This is a genomic window from Microbacterium sp. LMX7-1.2, assembly GCF_040675935.1.
Lineage (GTDB): Bacteria > Actinomycetota > Actinomycetes > Actinomycetales > Microbacteriaceae > Microbacterium.
This window is the reverse complement of record NZ_JBEGIL010000001.1, coordinates 2,422,607-2,439,569: the sequence shown is the minus strand read 5'-3', so window position 1 is coordinate 2,439,569 and position 16,963 is coordinate 2,422,607. Positions and strand designations below refer to the sequence as shown.

At 70.1% G+C, this 16,963-nt stretch carries 12 protein-coding genes; 7 read left to right on the top strand and 5 right to left on the bottom strand.

The genetic code is table 11. The annotated features are described in order from the left end of the window. Nucleotides 1-4: 4 nt before the first annotated feature. Nucleotides 5-1,240: a glycosyltransferase gene (locus tag MRBLMX7_RS11935; RefSeq protein ID WP_363368774.1), complete on the bottom strand. Its 1,236-nt coding sequence runs from the start codon at nt 1,238-1,240 to the stop codon at nt 5-7. A 146-nt stretch (nt 1,241-1,386) separates the two neighbouring features. On the opposite strand from MRBLMX7_RS11935, the gene MRBLMX7_RS11930 reads away from it, so the two are divergent. Further along, nucleotides 1,387-1,977 carry a hypothetical protein gene (locus tag MRBLMX7_RS11930; RefSeq protein WP_363368772.1) on the top strand — a complete coding sequence of 197 codons (591 nt, stop codon included), beginning with the start codon at nt 1,387-1,389 and terminating at the stop codon, nt 1,975-1,977. 6 nt (nt 1,978-1,983) lie between these two features. Here the strand turns inward: MRBLMX7_RS11930 and MRBLMX7_RS11925 are convergent, their stop codons facing one another. Beyond that, complete coding sequence (locus MRBLMX7_RS11925; protein WP_363368770.1) at nt 1,984-2,394, bottom strand: MmcQ/YjbR family DNA-binding protein; 411 nt, start codon at nt 2,392-2,394, stop codon at nt 1,984-1,986. A gap of 65 nt (nt 2,395-2,459) precedes the next feature. Between MRBLMX7_RS11925 and MRBLMX7_RS11920 the strand changes: the two genes are divergently transcribed. Next, a complete protein-coding gene (locus tag MRBLMX7_RS11920) occupies nt 2,460-3,803 on the top strand; it encodes a DUF2252 domain-containing protein (protein ID WP_363368768.1) in 1,344 nt (447 codons plus the stop codon). Between the two features lie 32 nt (nt 3,804-3,835). Here MRBLMX7_RS11920 and MRBLMX7_RS11915 read toward each other — a convergent pair whose 3' ends face one another. Beyond that, a complete protein-coding gene (locus MRBLMX7_RS11915; RefSeq protein WP_363368766.1) occupies nt 3,836-6,829 on the bottom strand; it encodes an alpha-mannosidase in 2,994 nt (997 codons plus the stop codon). Nucleotides 6,830-6,987: 158 nt separating this feature from the next. Here MRBLMX7_RS11915 and MRBLMX7_RS11910 point away from each other — a divergent pair, with 158 nt between their 5' ends. After that, nucleotides 6,988-8,019 (top strand): LacI family DNA-binding transcriptional regulator, encoded by a 1,032-nt coding sequence (locus MRBLMX7_RS11910; protein WP_363368764.1) that lies wholly within the window; start codon nt 6,988-6,990, stop codon nt 8,017-8,019. Nucleotides 8,020-8,055: 36 nt separating this feature from the next. On the opposite strand, the gene MRBLMX7_RS11905 is transcribed toward MRBLMX7_RS11910, so the two are convergent. Then, nucleotides 8,056-9,366: a glycoside hydrolase 5 family protein gene (locus tag MRBLMX7_RS11905; protein WP_363368762.1), complete on the bottom strand. Its 1,311-nt coding sequence runs from the start codon at nt 9,364-9,366 to the stop codon at nt 8,056-8,058. A gap of 210 nt (nt 9,367-9,576) precedes the next feature. Between MRBLMX7_RS11905 and MRBLMX7_RS11900 the strand changes: the two genes are divergently transcribed. Genes MRBLMX7_RS11900 through MRBLMX7_RS11885 form a run of 4 tightly spaced genes read left to right on the top strand, consistent with a single transcriptional unit; the run spans nt 9,577 to nt 15,996 of the window. Further along, a complete protein-coding gene (locus MRBLMX7_RS11900; RefSeq protein ID WP_363368760.1) occupies nt 9,577-10,881 on the top strand; it encodes an ABC transporter substrate-binding protein in 1,305 nt (434 codons plus the stop codon). 2 nt (nt 10,882-10,883) lie between these two features. After that, complete coding sequence (locus MRBLMX7_RS11895; protein WP_363368759.1) at nt 10,884-11,810, top strand: carbohydrate ABC transporter permease; 927 nt, start codon at nt 10,884-10,886, stop codon at nt 11,808-11,810. Then, nucleotides 11,807-12,742, top strand: coding sequence for a carbohydrate ABC transporter permease (locus tag MRBLMX7_RS11890; RefSeq protein ID WP_363368757.1), 936 nt, complete (start codon nt 11,807-11,809; stop codon nt 12,740-12,742). The genes MRBLMX7_RS11895 and MRBLMX7_RS11890 overlap by 4 nt, the downstream gene beginning before the upstream one ends. After that, nucleotides 12,739-15,996 (top strand): GH92 family glycosyl hydrolase, encoded by a 3,258-nt coding sequence (locus MRBLMX7_RS11885; RefSeq protein WP_363368755.1) that lies wholly within the window; start codon nt 12,739-12,741, stop codon nt 15,994-15,996. Before MRBLMX7_RS11890 ends, MRBLMX7_RS11885 begins: the two co-directional genes overlap by 4 nt. A gap of 13 nt (nt 15,997-16,009) precedes the next feature. Here the strand turns inward: MRBLMX7_RS11885 and MRBLMX7_RS11880 are convergent, their stop codons facing one another. After that, nucleotides 16,010-16,936, bottom strand: coding sequence for an endo-beta-N-acetylglucosaminidase H (locus MRBLMX7_RS11880; protein WP_363368753.1), 927 nt, complete (start codon nt 16,934-16,936; stop codon nt 16,010-16,012). Between the last annotated feature and the right edge of the window lie 27 nt (nt 16,937-16,963).

Sequence of the window (16,963 nt, the reverse complement as noted above, 5' to 3'; positions counted from 1 at the left end):
CCCGCTACTGCGGGAGGGGCTCGTCGCGGTACAGCGCCTCGAACGTGTCGAGCGTGCGGTGGATGTCGTGGATCGCGACACCGTCGAGCGAGGCCTGCTGCATCCGCTCGTACTCCGCAGGCTCCGCCGTGAGCACGCGCGTCAGCCGGTCGGCGAGAGCATCCGCATCGCCCGGTTCGAACAGGTAGCCGTTCTCCCCGTCGTGCACGAGGTGCGGCAGGGCGACGGCGTCGGCCGCGACGATCGGCAGCGCCGACGCCATGGCCTCCATGGTCGCGATCGACTGCAGCTCGGCGATCGACGCGATCACGAACAGCGAGGCGCGCGACAGCAGCGCGCGCAGCTCCTCGTCCGTCGTGCGGCCGTGGAACGTCACACGGTCGGCGAGTCCGAGCTGTGCCGTGAGGTTCTCGAGCTGCTTGCGCTGGTCCCCGCCGCCGACGATGTCGAACGTGACGTCGAGCGCGGGGTCGAGCTTCGTCATGGCCTGCAGGATGACCTCCACCTGCTTCTCGGCCGTGAGGCGTCCGACGAACACGATGCGGTTCTTGTCGCGAGGTCCGATCACCGGCGTGTACTGGCTGCGGTCGATGCCGCAGCTCACCGGGATGACGCCCTGCAGCTCGATCGTCCGCTCCAGGAAGTCCGCGGCGCGACGCGTGGGGGTCGTGACGGCCCTGGTGAGGCCGAAGGTGCGCTTGGCGTCGGCCCACGCGAAGCGCAGGACCAGATCGTCGACCCACTTCGGCATGGTGGTGTGGTCGAGGATGTTCTCGGCCATCACGTGATTCGTCGCGATGACCGGGATGCCGCGCTGGTGGGCGATGCGCGCGAGTCCGCGTCCGATCACGATGTGCGACTGGATGTGCACGACGTCGGGCTGCACCGCGTCGAGGACCTTGCGTGCATAGTGCTTGGAGCGCCACGGCCACACGAAGCGCAGCCAGTCGTGCGGCGCCCAGCGCACGGACGGCAGCCGGTGCATCGTCATGGGCTCGCCCTCGATGACCTCGGTGCGCGCCGGGGTGCGGCGGTACGCGACGTTCGGGGCGACCACGTGCACGTCGTCGCCGCGCTGGACCAGGCCGGCCGCGAGGCGCTCGGCGAAGCGGGCGGCGCCGTTGATGTCGGGCGCGAACGTGTCGCAGCCGATCAGGATGCGCAGCGGACGCTCACCCGGGGTCGGGGCGGCGGACGCGGCGTCGGGAGCGCTCGTCGGATCGGAGGGAGAGGAAGACATTCTGCCTATCGGTCTGGCGGCCAGGATGCCCGATCTGGGCGCTGGCCACTCTACCCGAGGCCCCTGATCGCCCCGCCGAGGCGGGCCGTGGCCCGTGCAGACCCGATTCCTGCGCATCCCGCAGCTTTCCCCCGTAGCGTGGAGACATGCGACTGACTGCCGACGCCGACCCCCAGCAGTGGATCCCCGTGACGGACTCTCTCGGCTGGAAGGGCCGCCGCCACCGCAAAGCCGCGATCCGGATGCTGTTGGGCCAGGCGAACGCGGCACTCGGCGCGACCGAGCGTCCGGGGTCCCGATTCGGCGCGTGGGCGATGAGCCAGGCGGCACCGCTGCTCATGAAGCGCGCCGACGGGCGCGTGCTGGTGTGGACCTGGAAGGCCGATCCGGAGCTCGTCGTCGCGATGGCGACCGTAGAGACCCTCACCCCCGAGGTGCGCATCGCCCGAGCATCCATGCCCATGGACTACGACGACACCGAGTCGTTCCGCAGTCGCTGGCTCGGTGCGGGAGAGAAGCTCGTGGTGGCGATGCCGCCGTCGCCCGCCTCCCCGCCGTTCACGACGTACACGTGGGACACGGGCACCCATCTCATCACCCTCACCGCGGTGTGCAGCGACCGGGAGCGCTTCGGCACGCTCGCATCGGCCCTCGACGACCTCGCCCGCAGCATCCGCGTCGCCGACGAGCTGACCGGCGGCGAGTCGCCGGAGGTCCTGCGCCTCGACCCCGCATGAGCCGGATCACGCCAGGCCGCGCTCGTCCAGCCACTTCTTCGCGACGAGCACCGGAGCGCGCTCGAGCCACGCGTCCGCGATGATCTCGGCGAGCCGGTCGCGATCGATCACGTCGAGCTGCACGAGCAGACCCGGATACCCGTCGAAGTGCGGGATCGTGAACAGCGCACCGGGCTCGGCCGCGAGCAGCGCCTCCTTCTCCTCGAGGCTGCCAACCCGCACACCCAGCACCGGGCCCTCCGGCCAGGTCACACCGAGGGCCGTGAGCTGGCGCAGATCCGTCGCGCTCGGTCCGCGGATCCACGCGATCTGACCGTTCGGGAGCCGCCACCCGGGTTCGCCGGTGTGGCCGCCCGTGCGCTCGGTCACGCCGGGCAGGGCGAGCGCGATCGCCCGCACGTCCTCGATGGTCGCCATGCCGCTATCGTCCTCCTGCGCGCCGACTGCCACAATGGCCGCATGAGCACCGAGAGTGGTCCACCATGAGCGTCGCGTGGACCGCGCCGCGCAGCTCCGCGGAGCTGATCTCCGCCGGCGTCGAGGCCCGCGCGCGCACGCCGCGTCGCACGCTCGCCGAGCTCTCCACCGCAGTCCGCGACCCGCTCGGCATCCTCGAGGCGCAGAACCGCTCGCGCATCCCCGAGCTGATCCCGCTGCGCAGCGAGCGCATGTCCGCCAGTCCGTTCGCGTTCTACCGCGGAACCGCCGCCCTGATGGCCGCCGATCTCGCCGAGGCGCCGCACAGCGGCATCCTCGTCGCCTCCTGCGGCGACGCGCACGTGTCGAACTTCGGCTTCTACGCCTCGGCGCAGCGCAGCCTGATGTTCGATCTCAACGACTTCGACGAGGCCGCCTGGGCGCCCTGGGAATGGGACGTCAAGCGCCTCGTGGCCAGCATCGTGATCGGCGGCCAGGCGACCGGACGCCCCGACTCGGTGATCGACGCGGCGGCGCTGGCGGCGACCACCGCGTACGTGCGCGGCATCCGCCGGGCGAGCACGCTCAGCCCGACCGCGCGGTACTTCACGCACTTCGACGTGGACTCCACGAAGGGGATGCTCGACAAGGAGTCCCGGCGGGCGATCCGCAGCGCCGTCGCGCAGGCGCAGAAGCGCACGGGAGACCGCGCGGTGCGCCGACTCACGGAAGCGGATGCCGAGGGCCGGCGCCGCTTCCTCGTCGACGAGCCCACGACCACGCCGATCGACGAGCAGCAGCGCGCGCAGGTGCACGAGCTCGTCGGCCAGTACCGCCGCACCGTGAACGCCGACGTCGCCCTGCTGTTCGAGCACTACACCGTGAGCGACGTCGCCCGACGGGTGGTCGGCGTCGGCAGCGTCGGGACCCGGTGCTTCCTCGTGCTCTTCCAGGACGGCGACGGGAACACCCTGCTCATGCAGCCCAAGCAGGCCGCGCAGAGCGTGCTGGTCGAGTACGGCCGCGTCGAGCAGCCGCGGCAGCTGAGCGAGCTGATCCGCGCGCACGGCGAGGGCGCCAGGGTCGTCGCGATGCAGCGCATCCTGCAGGCGCTCTCCGATCCGTTCCTGGGGCACCTCCGCAGCCCCGTCGCCGACTTCTACGCCCGCCAGTTCCATGACATGAAGGGCAGCGTCGACGTCGAGGAGCTCGACGACGGCCCGTTCGTGACCTACGCGCAGGCGTGCGCGGCGACCGTCGCGCGAGCGCACAGCCAGTCGGTCACCGCCACGCGGGTCGCCGGGTACATCGGCGGAGGCCGGGCGGTCGCGACGGCGATCCTCGACTGGGCACGCGGCTACGCCGAGGTCTCGCTCGCCGACTACGCAGCGTTCCGCTCAGCGCGCTGAGCCCGCCGCCCCGCGCGCCGGGGCAGCGGGTGTCAGCGCACGATGCGGAGCGTGCGGACCTCGAACGGGCGGAGCGTCAGCTCGCCGCCGATGCGCGCGTCGTCGAGTGCGTCCTCGATGAGCGAGACCTCGCGGATCTCGCGGTGCTCGAAACCGGCGGTGAGCGTGCCCGTCGTCCGCCGACCCAGGGCCTCGTAGAGACGCACGATCACGTCGCCCGAGCCGTCGTCCGCGAGCTTCACGCCCGACACGACGATGCCGCGACCCTCGACCGCGACCAGCGGTTCGACCTCGCGCGCGCCGCGCACCAGGCTCGGGAGGGCGTTGAACGCGATCCCCTCGGCGGTCGCGATCTCGGCGTCCGCGCCGATCACGAAGCCGACCTCGATCGCGTGATGCCCGTGATCCGTCTCGGGATCGGGGAACCGCGGCGCACGCAGCAGCGACAGCCGCACGGTCGTCGTGACGGTGTCGCCGTCGACGTCGCGCGAGGTGTCGTAGCCGTAGATCGAGTCGTTCACGAGTGCGACGCCGAAGTCCGCCTCCCGCACCAGCACGAAGCGGTGCATCGAGGTCTCGAACTTCGCCGCCTCCCAGCTCGTGTTCGTGTGCGTGGGACGCGCCTGGTAGCCGAACTGCGTCTCGGCCTCGGTGTGCGCGGCCTGGACGTCGAGAGGGAAGGCGAGCTTGAGCAGCTTCTCGGTCTCATTCCAGTCGATGTCGTTGCGCAGCGTGACGGTGCGCGATCCCGGGGCCAGCGCGATCGCCTGGGTGATGGTCGACTCCGAGAACTCCCGCACGACCGTCACGGTCGCGACGCCGTCGACGAGGGATGCCGTGATCGACGCGACCCCGGTCAGGTCGGTGACGCTGTTCCGGTAGAAGCGGTCGATGTCCCACGCATCCCACATGTTCGGGAAGTCCTGGTGCAGCTGGAAGAGGTTGGCGGCGCGGCCTTCCGCGACGGCTTCGCGTCCGGTGCCCTTGTCGACCGCCGACACGATCAGGCCCTCGGCCGACACGATCACCGTGACGAGCTCGTTCTCGAGCCGCCACCCGCCGGACTCCTCGCTCAGCGAGACCGGTGGCTCCGACGACTCCTCGACCCAGGACGCCCCGAGTGCGCGTCCGGCGCCGACCGAGCTCGGCGTGAAGCGCAGGGCACGGTCGCCCTCGCCCGCGAGAGACCGCCGCGCGGCATCCGCGATGTCCCGGGCATCCGAGAGCACGCCGGTCAGCACCTCGACGGCCTCACGGTGCACCCACGCGATCGAGGTGCCGGGGAGGATGTCGTGGAACTCGTGCAGCAGCACGGACTCCCACAGCCGGTCGAGCTCGGCCTTCGGATAGGCGGCGCCCGTGCGCACGGAGTCCGTCGCCGCCCACAGCTCGGCCTCGACGAGCGCGTGCTCGGCCCAGCGGTGCAGCGCCTTCGTGGCGTGCTGGCTCGTGAGCGTCCCGCGGTGCAGTTCGAGGTAGAGCTCGCCGACCCACACCGCCGGGTGCGGGATCTCGGCCCGGGCCTTGTCGAAGAACGCGTCCGGATGCTCCCACTCGACGCGCGCGCTGCCCTCGAGGTCCTGCAGGCGCCGGGCCTTGCCGGTCATCTCGCGCGTGGTGCCACCGCCGCCGTCTCCCCAGCCGACCGGGGCGATCGACCGCGAGGACACGCGGTTCTCCTTGAACTGGCGGGCGGCCTTGGCGACCTCCATGCCGCTCAGCTGCGAGTTGTAGGTGTCCATCGAGGGGAAGTGCGTGAACACCTGCGACCCGTCGATCCCCTCCCAGAGGAACGAGTGGTGCGGGAAGACGTTCTGCTGGTTCCACGAGATCTTCTGCGTGAAGAACCACTCGAATCCGGCCCGACGCATGAGCTGCGGCAGAGCGGGCGAGTATCCGAAGCTGTCGGGCAGCCACACGCCCTTCGAGCGGATGCCGAACTCCCGCTCGAAGAAGCGCTGACCGTAGGAGAACTGCCGCACGAGCGATTCGCCCGTGGGCATGACGGTGTCGGACTCGACCCACATCCCGCCCAGGGGCAGGAAGCGCCCGTCGGCGACCGCGGCCTTGACCCGCTCCCACACCTCGGGGCGGTGCTCCTTGATCCACGCGTACTGCTGCGCGCTGGACATGCCGTAGAGGAAGTCCGGCTGCTCTTCGATGAGGCTGGTCATGGAGGAGGTCGTGCGCGCCACCTTGCGGATGGTCTCGCGCACCGGCCACAGCCACGCGGAGTCGATGTGCGCGTGCCCGACGGCCGAGATCCGGTGGGCGCTCGCTTCGGCGGGCGCCGCGAGGACGTCCGCGAGCTGCGCCCGGGCATCCGGTGCGGTCTCGACGATGCGCTGCAGGTCGAGGACGTCGAGGGCGTCGTCCAGCGCCTGGAGGATGCGCATGCGACGGGGCGAGGTCGCCGGCAGCTCGGCCTGCAGCTCGAACAGCACCTCGAGATCGAGCGAGAGTTCGAAGACCTGCTCCTCGAAGACCGCGAGGTCGATGCGCCGGGTGCGATACAGCGGATCGGGCGAGGATGTGCGGATGTCGCCCTGCTGCGTCGGGAGGAAGGGGTGGTAGTCGAGCAGCACGGGGTTCGCCGCGGCTTCGAGGTAGAGCTCGACCGGCTCCTCGCCCTGAGCCGTCTCGACGATCGGCACCCACTGGTTGCGCGGGTTGACGCTCTTCACGGGAGAGCCGTCGGGACGGTAGACGAGAGCCTCGCACTGGAAGCCCGGCATGTTGATGTCGAAGCCGAGGTCGACCACGGCCTCGACGCGACGGCCGGCCCAGTCGGCGGGCACGGCGCCGGTGAGGCGGAACCAGGTGGTCGACCAGGCGGGTCCCCACGGCGCGGGAACCGACGCGGGCGCGAACACGAGCGCGAGTCCGTCGCCGGGGGCGATGGGCTCGCCGGGGAGCTCGTGGACGGCGATCTCGAGCGGCACGGATGCCGAGTGGATGGCCGGGCGGATCCGCTCGTCCAGCACGCGCTTGACGCGTCCGACGGTGAGCGAGGTGTCGTCATGCATGGGGGTGGTCTCCGGGCTCGACGGTGAGGGGGCGGACATCCGCGATGCGGTGTCGTCCGACGATGCTATCCGATTTACTAAAACGATCTAGCATCTCGGTCGAAACGATACGGCTTTCTTGTCCTGGAGGCTAAACCGATCAAGTAGGGTGAGGGACTATGAGCCCGGCGAAACGCGTCACGATCGCCGACATCGCGCGCATGGCCGGTGTCTCGCCCGGCGCCGTCTCCTTCGCCCTCAACGGCCGCCCCGGCGTGAGCGAGGAGACCCGGCAGCGCATCCTGTCGATCGTCGAGGAGAACGGGTGGCAGCCCAGCTCCGCGGCGCGCGCACTCGTGGGCGCACGGGCGAACACGGTCGGCTTCGCCCTCGCCCGCCCCGCTCGCTCCCTCGGCTCCGAGGCCTTCTTCACCGACCTCATCGCCGGCATCGAATCGAGACTCTCCGAGAACAAGGTCAGCCTGCAGCTGCGACTCGTGAGCGGCATCGCCGAGGAGATGGAGGTGCACCGGCAGTGGCGCTCGTCCAATCAGGTCGACGGCATCATCCTCATCGACCCGCGCGACGACGATCCCCGCGGCGAGCGCATCCTGGCGCTCGACGCCCGCGCCGTGATGATCGGCTCCGAGCCGTCCCCCGACGGTGCCGTGCCGAGCGTCTGGATCGGCGACGACACCGTGGCCGAGGCTCTCTTCTCCTACCTCGCCGCACTGGGTCACGAGCGCATCGCCTACGTCGCCGGACCCGCCGAGCTCGAGCACACCCGACTGCGCGCCGAGGTGCTCGAGCGCATGGCGGCCGACGGCATCGAGGGCGAGGTCATCACCACCGACTTCTCGCCCCCGCGAGCATCTGCCGTGACGCGCACCCTTCTGTCGGGGCGCCGACGCCCGACCGCGATCGTCTACGACAACGACGTGATGGCCGTCGCGGGGCTGCGGGTCGCACAGGAGATGGGCCGCCACGTGCCGCGCGACGTGTCGCTCGCGTCGTTCGACGACTCCGTGATCGCCGGACTCATCAACCCCTCGATCACCGCGATGACCCGCGACACCTTCGAACTCGGCGAGCGCGCGGCGACACTTCTGCTGCAGCAGATCGAGGCGGGCGCGAATCTTCCCAGCGTCGAGGGGCCGACGCCGACGCTCACCGTGCGCGAGAGCACGGCCCCGCCGGCACCCGCGGGCTGACGGCACCTACGGGATGGCGGGCTCGGATGCCGCGTTTCAGGCCTGCACGACGGTGTTGACGGAGCCGTAGCGGCTGACCTCGCTCCCCGCCGTGTCGGGGTGGATGAGCCGACGAATGCCGCGCGCGTCGAGCGCCACGGGGTCGAGGGCGTCGCGCGAGGTGACGAGTGCGGGATCGAGACCGCTCGCGCAGGCATCCACCCACGCCTGGAACACCGCTCCGCCGGGGCTGAGCGCCGCCCGGCTCACCGGCACCTCGCGCTCGTCGACCTCGACGACGATCGCGGTGTCGCGCACCGGGGCAGGCGTGCGTCGACGCAGGTCGGGGATGAGCTCGGCGAGGCGACGACCGAGCGGCTTCGCCGCGCCGGACTGATCGATCAGACCGAGCGAGTACTCCAGCTCGGGGAAGTCGCCGAGCTCGCGGCTCACGTCGTGCGAGCACCACCAGGTGATGCCCCAGAGGTTCTCGGTGCGAGCGGCCGAGCGCACGGTGGCCTCGAGGAATCCGGGCATCTCGTCGTCGGTGAGGCAGTTCGACGGGGCGCCGACCTCCTGCAGCCACACGCTCCGCTCGGGGTCGGTCGCGAAGGCGCGGGAGAGCTCGATCAGGTACTCGGCGTGCCGGTCGGAGGCCACCGACCGCCCGCCGTACCGCTGCGCCGTGCCGTTGAAGATCCAGGAGTGGATCGTCGTCATCGCACCGAGGCGCGAGGCGTGCGCGGGGGTGAACCCGTGATCGTCCATGTACCAGACGGCGTCGTACTCGCTGTGCACGTGCGGCAGTCCGGGGGCGGCCTGCTCGGCGGCATCGAGCAGCGCCGAGATCCATCCGCCGGCCTCGTCCTGCGTGACGGGCCAGGGCGAGGGATGCGTGTGCGCGGAGAACTGGTTGACCTCGTTGCCGAGCGTCAGGCCGAGGAAGTTCGGCGCGTCGCCCAGCGCGCGACCGAGACGGTCGACCAGCGCGACCTGTCCGCTCAGGGCCTTCGGGTCCGTGAACATGTTCTTGTCGTGCCAGGTGCCGAGCCAGGCGGGCACGAAGTCGAAACTCGACAGGTGCCCCTGGATCACGTCGACGCTCGCATCCATCCCGAACTCCGCCGCGATGTCGACCACGGCACGGACGTCGGCGACGGCCCGGTCGCGGATGAAGGTGCGGTTCGGCTGCAGCACCGTCCACAGCGGGAAGACCCGGACGTGGTCGAGGCCGAGCTCGGCGAGCGCCGAGAAGTCGCGGCGCACGTCGTCGGGCTCGAAGTCGAGCCACGAGTGCATCCAGTCCTTGGACGGCGTGTAGTTCGCCCCGAATCTCAGGGGAGCATCGAGGGCGCCGCGCTGCGTCATGGTCCGGACCTTTCCGACGGGGTCCTCCGACGAGGACGAATCGGACCACTATAACGCTTGAGCAACAACCTGCATACCGTCGAGCGAACCACGACAGCTGTTCGTCCCGAACGGCCTTGACATGCGCCGAATCCGATGGTTTCATCTGCTAAAGCGTTGTAGTCCACGTTCGGACCGACGTCGAATCGACCGCCTCGAGGAAGAAGCACGATGAGAATCCCGACACGCATTGCCACGGTGGCAGCCTTCAGCATCGGCGTCCTGACGCTCACGAGTTGCACCGGAGGAGGCGGCGGTGCCGGCGGAGACAGCGGACCCATCGACACGTCCGGCGAGCTGAGTGGATCGATCCAGTTCCAGACGTGGTCGCTCAAGAACGAGAAGTTCACGCCCTACTTCGAGGACATCATCGACGCCTTCGAGGAGGAGCACCCCGACGTGTCGGTCGAGTGGCTCGACCAGCCCGGCGACGGCTACCAGGACAAGATCCTCAGCCAGGCCAACGCCGACACCCTTCCGGACGTCCTCAACCTGCCGCCCGACATCGCCTACCCGCTGGTCGCCGCCGGCAAGCTGCTCGACGTGAACGCGGCGGACGCCGACCTCAAGGACGTCTACAACACCGGTGCCTGGGACTCGTACAGCGAGTACCCCGGCGTCGACGGCACCTACGGACTCCCCTGGTACCTCTCGAGCGACGCCTCGTGGTGGAACCTGGCACAGCTCGCGCCCTACGGCGTCACCGAGCAGAACCTCCCCACCACGGTCGACGAGCTGCTGACGCTGGCGGAGAAGGTCGCCTCGGAATCGGGCGGCAAGGTGCAGCTGCTGTCGTCGATCCCGGGGCTCGACACCTTCACGTCCGCGGGCATCGAGGTCATCGACGACAAGGGCGAGTTCGTCTTCAACACCGACGAGGCCGCGGCGATCGTCCAGGCGTACGCCGACGCCTACGCCGCAGGCGCGATGCCCGCGGAGGCCCTCACGGGCGACTACGGCGGCAACGCCGAGGCGTACATCCAGGAGAAGGTCGCCTTCACGACCGGAGGCACGGGCTTCACGACCGACCTGCAGAAGGACGCTCCGGCTCTGCTCGCGACCACGGTCGCGACGCCGCGGCTCGGCATCCCTCCCCTGTACGTGCAGGGGCTGAACATCTCCGCCGACTCCGACAACAAGGCGGCCGCCCTGGCGTTCGCCGAGTTCGTGACGAACGAGGAGAACCAGATCGCCTTCTCGTCGCTGGCCGTCGGCACCGCCCCCGGCACCGTCTCGGGCGGCGACACCGTCGTCGACAACATCTCGGCCTCGGTCACCGACCCGACCCAGCTCGCCGCGATCGACACCGTGTTCACCGCGATGCAGGACGCCAAGGCGATCCCGTTCCAGTGGACCTCCGACATGGCGACCTACATGACCCAGCAGATCGCCCTCGCGATCAACGGCGAGGCCGACCCGAAGACGCAGCTCGACAAGATCGTCGAGTACGCCAACGCGAACCGGGTGGACCAGTAAGCATGGCCGCGGACACCGGCATCCGGAGGCGGATGAGCGGGATCACCTCGCACAGGTGGTTCACCCCCTGGCTCCTGCTCGCTCCCGCCGTGATCTGGGTGCTGGTGTTCGCGCTCTGGCCGTTCCTCAACACCGTCGTCCTCAGCTTCACGGACGCGAAGCCGCTGCGCACCCCCGAGTTCGTCGGCGCCGCGAACTACGAGCGGATGCTCGGCGACGAGATGTTCTGGAACGCCCTGACCACCTGCCTCATCTACGTGGTCGTGTGCGTGCCCCTGTTGACGATCCTGCCGCTGCTGCTCGCACTGCTCGTGCAGAAGAAGCTGCCGGGGATCTCGTTCTTCCGCACGACGTTCTACTTCCCGGTGATCGCCTCGGTCGTCGTGGTGGCCCTGATCTGGACCTGGCTGTTCGACAGTCGAGGCATCATCAACCAGACGCTCGAGTTCCTCGGCGTCGTCGACCGTCCCGTCGCGTTCCTCGTCGACCGGTGGCTGCTGCTCGGCTGCGCGATCCTCCTGACGGTGTGGAAGGGCCTCGGCTACTACATGGTCGTGTACCTCGCCGCCCTGGGGAACGTGGGCAAGGAGCTGCACGAGGCCGCGATGCTCGACGGCGCGGGGTCCTTCCGCCGCTTCCTCTCCGTCACGATCCCGTCCGTGCGCGGGGCCATGCTCCTCATCGCGGTGCTGATCGCGGTGTCGGCCATGCGCGTCTTCGCCGAGCTCGACGTCCTCTCCAAGAGCACGGGAGGTCCCGGCGGCTACGACATCTCGCTCGTGATGCTGATCCGGCAGGTCGGCTCCGGCCTCAACGGCAACATCGGCTACGCCTCCGCGATCAGCGTCGCACTCTTCCTGCTCACGCTCATCCCGCTCGCCGCGATCGCCTTCATGAACCGCGAGAAGAAGGCGAAGGCTCCCGCATGAGCATCCTGGACCGTCCCCGCACCGACGACACCCGATCGAACGAGGACGCCGAGGCACCGGCATCCCGCGAGCGGATCTTCCGTCGCCGCGGGTCCGGCGACTTCAGCAAGCCGACGCTCGGCGGGCTGATCGGCCGCTACGCGCTGCTCGTGTTCGTGCTGTTCCTCGTGATCGGCCCGTTCGTCTGGCAGCTCTCCACCTCGTTCAAGGGCCCGCAGGAGAACATCTACTCGTTCCCGCCGAACCTCATCCCCCGCGAGCCGACCGTGGGCAACTACGTCACGGTCGCCGACATCGTGCCGGTCTACCTGTACGCCTGGCACTCGCTGCTGGTGTCGGTCGGCACTGTGCTCAGCAACGTCGTGCTCGCGACCTTCGCCGGGTACGCGCTCGGGTGCATGCGGTTCCGCGGCAAGTGGATCGTCATGGCGATCCTGCTCTCGACCCTGCTCTTCCCGGGCGAGGTCACCGTCACGAGCAACTTCCTCACGATCCGCGCGCTCGGCCTCGCCGACACGCTCTGGGGCGTGTTCCTGCCCGGGGCGATCAGCGCCATGAACGTGCTGCTGGTCGCGACCGCGTGCCGCATGATCCCCAAGGACGTGCTGGATGCCGCGACGGTCGACGGCGCGACCACGTGGCAGCGGATCCGTCACATCGTGTGGCCGAACATCCGCGGCATGGTGTCGGTGGTCGCGATCTTCGCGTTCATCGGCGCCTGGGACGACTACCTGTGGCCGCTCATCGTGCTCTCCGATCCGTCGAAGTACACGTTGACCGTCGGCATGGCCTACCTGAACAGCAGCTTCTCGGTGGATCCGCGTCTGATCGCGGCGGGGACCATGATCGCGCTCGTGCCGATCGTCATCATGTTCTCGTTCACGCAGCGCTTCTTCTTCAAGGGCGTGCAGGAAGGCGCGGTCAAGGGGTGACGTACGCCCGCTTGACGGCGGCGGACGGGCCCGCGGACCCGCCGTCGTCGAAGCCGTTCACGGGTGTCCTTGCGGCGCCGGTGTTCGCGTTCTCGTTCGACCCGGCCGAGGGACCGCAGCGCCTCGAGGTGCCCGGTCTCGACGCCCTCGCGATCACAACCGACACGGTGCTGCACTGGGCGTTCTACGCCGACGGCGCGGAGGCTGCGCTCGCTCCGCACGCCGCGCTCGCTGTCACGGTCGACGTGCGCCTCGACGACCGCGCGCGTCTCACTGACGATCCACAGGTGCGCGACCGTTACGGCTTCCCGATCACCCCGGAGTCGCAGTTCGCGGCGCGCTGGAGCATGCCCGAGCAGTGGAACGCCGACACCGTGTCTCTCGCGCCGGTCGCCGGTCGATCCGGCACGGTCGAGGTCGTGTTCGGCGCGGAGTCACTCGTCGCCGTCACGGGCCTTCCTGCCCGGGTGACCGGATTCGTGCAGGTGCTGGTCGAGGAGCGCGTCGGCGCGGCATCCGACCTCCCTCCCGTCGAACGCGTCGACACACGCCGCGGGACCCACTCGGGTGCGCGGTTCTCGCGCGGCAACACGATCCCCGCCGTCGCGCGTCCGCACGGCTTCACGTTCGTGACCCCGGCGACCGACGCCGCCGACGCGCGCTGGCCGTACCGCCCTTTCGTGCACGACGATCCGCAGGGCCGCCGCTTGGAGGCGCTGCAGTTCTCGCACCAGCCGAGTCCGTGGATCGGCGACCGCTCGGTGCTGCAGCTCATGCCGTTCTCCGGCGCCCCGGCCTCGGATCACGCCGCGAGGCGGCGCTGGATCGTGCCGGGATCGGAGCGGGCGAGACCGCACGAGTACGCCGTCGAGCTCCACGACGGGCGCGGCTCCGGAATTCACGTCGAGATGACGGCGACCGTGCACGGAGCCGCGTTCCGCGTGACCGGCGCCGATGACGACGCCCGCGTCGGGTTCGTGCTCGATCAGCTCACGGACGAGGGGCGGCTCCGCTGGACGGAGGCCGACGGTTTCACGGGCTGGATCCCCGAAGGTGCAGAGGACTGGGGCAACGCACCTCGGTGCTACTTCGCGGGCCGGGTGCTCGAGGGCCCCGCCGAGAGCGGGCAACTCGACGACGCCGGTCGCGGACGAGTGGCCGGCTTCGTCGCCGGCCACGGATCGCTCGAGGTGCGTGTGGCCGTGTCGTTCCTGTCGATCGAGCAGGCCGAGCGCAGTCTCGCCCTGGAACTCCACGCCGCGACCGGGTTCGACGAGCTGCGCGCCGACGCCGCCGCATCCTGGAACCGGCTCCTCGGTCGTGTCACGATCCCGCCGCTACCCGAGGTCGACGCACCGTATCGCGGGCTCGCCGACGAGGAGAACCGGGCGCGGATCGCCGCCGCGTTGCACCGCATGCACCTCTATCCGAACACCGCGGCCGAGGAGACCGGGTCGCCCGACGTCCCGGCATCCGCCTTCGCCGACGTCTTCGCGGCACGCACGCCGTTCGGCCAGACGCGCACGAGCGCTCCGGTCGCGGCGGGCGAGTTGGTCGTGAACAACGGCTACTGGGACACGTATCGCACGGAGTGGCCGGGCCTCGCCCTGCTCGACCCGACGCTCGCGGGACGCCTGCTCGACGGACAGCTCGAGCAGTACCGCCGCGGCGGATGGATGGCGCGGTGGAGCGCCCCCGGCTACGTCGACAGCATGGTGGGCACATCGAGCGATCAGATCTTCGCGGATGCCGCGCGCTGGGGCGTGGGTTTCGACCACCGCACGGCGTTCGAGAGCGGCTGGCGCAACGCCTGCGAGCCGGGCCCGGACGCCCGTAGCGGGCGGAAGGGCATCGACCGGGGCCGGTTCGCGGGGTTCATCGCCTCCGCCATGCCCGAGGGCATGAGCTGGAGCATCGAGAACGCGATCAGCGACGCCGCTCTCGGCCGGTTCGCCGCACAGCTCGCCGACGCCCCGGAGACCTCGGAGACGGATGCCGCGCGCTACCTCGCCTTCGCGCGCTACTTCGCGAACCGCGCCCTGTCGTACCGCGCGCTGTTCGACGCCGAGACGCGGTTCTTCCGAGGCCGCGACGACCGCGGATCGTTCTCGTCCGAGCCCTTCGACCCGCGCACGTGGGGCGGTGACAACGTCGAGACGAACGCCTGGGGCATGTCGGTCGGCGCGGTGCACGACGGCGACGGGCTGGCTGACCTCTACGGCGGCCGCGCGGGCCTGCGCCGGCACCTCGACGCGCTGTTCGCCGAGCCCGAGACCGCCGAGGAGCGGTTCGGCGGCGCCTACGGCACGGTCATCCACGAGCAGCGCGAGGCCCGTGCTCTGCGCTCCGGAATGTGCGCGATCTCGAATCAGCCCGCGCACCACATCCCGTACATGTACGCGTTCACGGATCAGCCGTGGCGCGCGGGCGCGACCGTGCACGAGCTGGCCGCGCGCCTGTTCGCGGGCGCGCACATCGGCCAGGGCTTCCCCGGCGACGAGGACAACGGCGAGATGAGCGCCTGGTGGCTGTGGGCCGCGCTCGGGCTGTACCCGCTGGAGCTCGCCTCAGGCGCGCTATTGATCGGCTCACCCCTGTTCGACGACGTCCGCGTCGATCGAGGAGGAGGGCCGACGCTGCGCATCCGCTCGATCCGCGATTCGCCGACCGCGCACGTGCTGCGGGAGGCGCGACTGAACGGCGTCCCCCTCCCGACGGCGGAACTGCCTGTCGATGCTCTCGTCGACTCTGCCGCCGGCGAGGTCGTGCTCGACCTCGTGTTCGGCGACGATCCCGAGGGCTGGCTCGGAGAACCCAGGGAGACGGATGCTGCGCCCTGGCGCCCCGACCTGACCGCAGGCTCGGACGGCGGCGGCGCGCCGATCGCATCGGAGCGCGTCCGGCACGCGGAGCGCGCCTTCGACGACGGCGATCCGGAAGGCGCCGACGGGGTGGCGCTCGGTCGGGGCGAGTGGATCGGCTGGCGGTTCGCCGAGGCTCGAGCGGTCAGCGACGTCTCCGTGACGACCGTGGCCGCGGCATCCTCGACCACGCTCGCGTGGGAGGCCGAGACGGCCAACGGGTGGGAGCGGGTCGCCGTCACCGCCGACATCGACCTCCCCGCCGACCGCACCACGCCCTTCACGCTCGCCGCCCGCGTCGTGACCTCGGCGCTCCGCGTGCGGGCGGAGGCCGAGGTCACGATCCGTCAGCTCGAGCTGTTCGACCTGGATGGGCCCGGCGAGCCGGCCTGAGGTCGGCCCGGGCTCACTGCGGCGCGTACACCGTCGCCTCGCCCTTGATCGCCTCGGTGATGCCCGAGATCAGCGAGGCCTGATTCGTCGACGTGAGGTTGTACGCGACATAGACGCCGTACCCGTCGGCGGCCGTGCGCTGGGCGAAGTCCGCTGCGGTCGCCGCGCTCGTGTTCGACAGGTCGATCGCCGCGGCGCCGATACGGCTGCGGTCGTCGAGTCCCGGGACGGTCGGGGCGTCGTAGGTCGGGTAGTACGGGTTCCACGCGTAGTCGAGCGTGGCACTGACGTCGAAGGCCCCGAAGTCGGTGGTGGTGTACGACGGGCCGATCGCGTACAGCGTGATGAGCTTGTCGGGTCCCAGGCGGTCGCGCAGCGCCGAGGCCACCCATCCGAAGGACTGGGCGTTCGGCTGCGGCGTGCCGTTCGCACCGTATTGGCTCCACTCGTCGTCGAAGTCGATGCCGTCGAGTCCGTAAGTTGTGACGGCGTCAGCGAGCTCGGCCGCGAACGCGTCGGCCTCGGCGTAGCTCGAGAAGTTCGCGAATCCGGCGCCCTGGTGGTTGCCGAGCACCGAGAGCAGCACCTTGGTGCCCTGTGCCTGCAGCGGGCGGATCTGGTTCTCCGCGTCCTGCAGCGTCTCGGTGACGCGCTCGTTGAAGTGCAGGTAGGCCTTCTCGCCGTCGTAGTTGATGTTGGCGGCGAAGATCATCGCGAGGTCGACGGCCGGCTTCCCGGAGTCGGCGAGCCGATAGTCGGCGACGTTCGCTAAATCGTTAGAGTTCACTTCGACGTAGACCGCGAGCTTCGTGTCCTCGGCTGCCGTGTCGTCGGCGGCGGCGGATGAAGCGGCGAGTGCTCCGACGGCGGTGAGCGCTACCGCGGCGGTGGCCGCGAGGCATCGTCGGAAGAGGGATGTACGGGCGTTCGGCTGACTCATGGTGGAGCTTCTCCTTCGGCGTCGTTG

Bases quoted from the DNA above. Each gene is read 5' to 3' on its own strand.
- MRBLMX7_RS11905 (WP_363368762.1), bottom strand. From the start codon at position 9,366: ATGACGCAGCGCGGCGCCCTCGATGCTCCCCTGAGATTCGGGGCGAAC.
- MRBLMX7_RS11920 (WP_363368768.1), top strand. From the start codon at position 2,460: ATGAGCGTCGCGTGGACCGCGCCGCGCAGCTCCGCGGAGCTGATCTCC.
- MRBLMX7_RS11915 (WP_363368766.1), bottom strand. From the start codon at position 6,829: ATGCATGACGACACCTCGCTCACCGTCGGACGCGTCAAGCGCGTGCTG.
- MRBLMX7_RS11880 (WP_363368753.1), bottom strand. From the start codon at position 16,936: ATGAGTCAGCCGAACGCCCGTACATCCCTCTTCCGACGATGCCTCGCG.
- MRBLMX7_RS11900 (WP_363368760.1), top strand. From the start codon at position 9,577: ATGAGAATCCCGACACGCATTGCCACGGTGGCAGCCTTCAGCATCGGC.
- MRBLMX7_RS11890 (WP_363368757.1), top strand. From the start codon at position 11,807: ATGAGCATCCTGGACCGTCCCCGCACCGACGACACCCGATCGAACGAG.
- MRBLMX7_RS11910 (WP_363368764.1), top strand. From the start codon at position 6,988: ATGAGCCCGGCGAAACGCGTCACGATCGCCGACATCGCGCGCATGGCC.
- MRBLMX7_RS11895 (WP_363368759.1), top strand. From the start codon at position 10,884: ATGGCCGCGGACACCGGCATCCGGAGGCGGATGAGCGGGATCACCTCG.
- MRBLMX7_RS11925 (WP_363368770.1), bottom strand. From the start codon at position 2,394: ATGGCGACCATCGAGGACGTGCGGGCGATCGCGCTCGCCCTGCCCGGC.
- MRBLMX7_RS11930 (WP_363368772.1), top strand. From the start codon at position 1,387: ATGCGACTGACTGCCGACGCCGACCCCCAGCAGTGGATCCCCGTGACG.
- MRBLMX7_RS11935 (WP_363368774.1), bottom strand. From the start codon at position 1,240: ATGTCTTCCTCTCCCTCCGATCCGACGAGCGCTCCCGACGCCGCGTCC.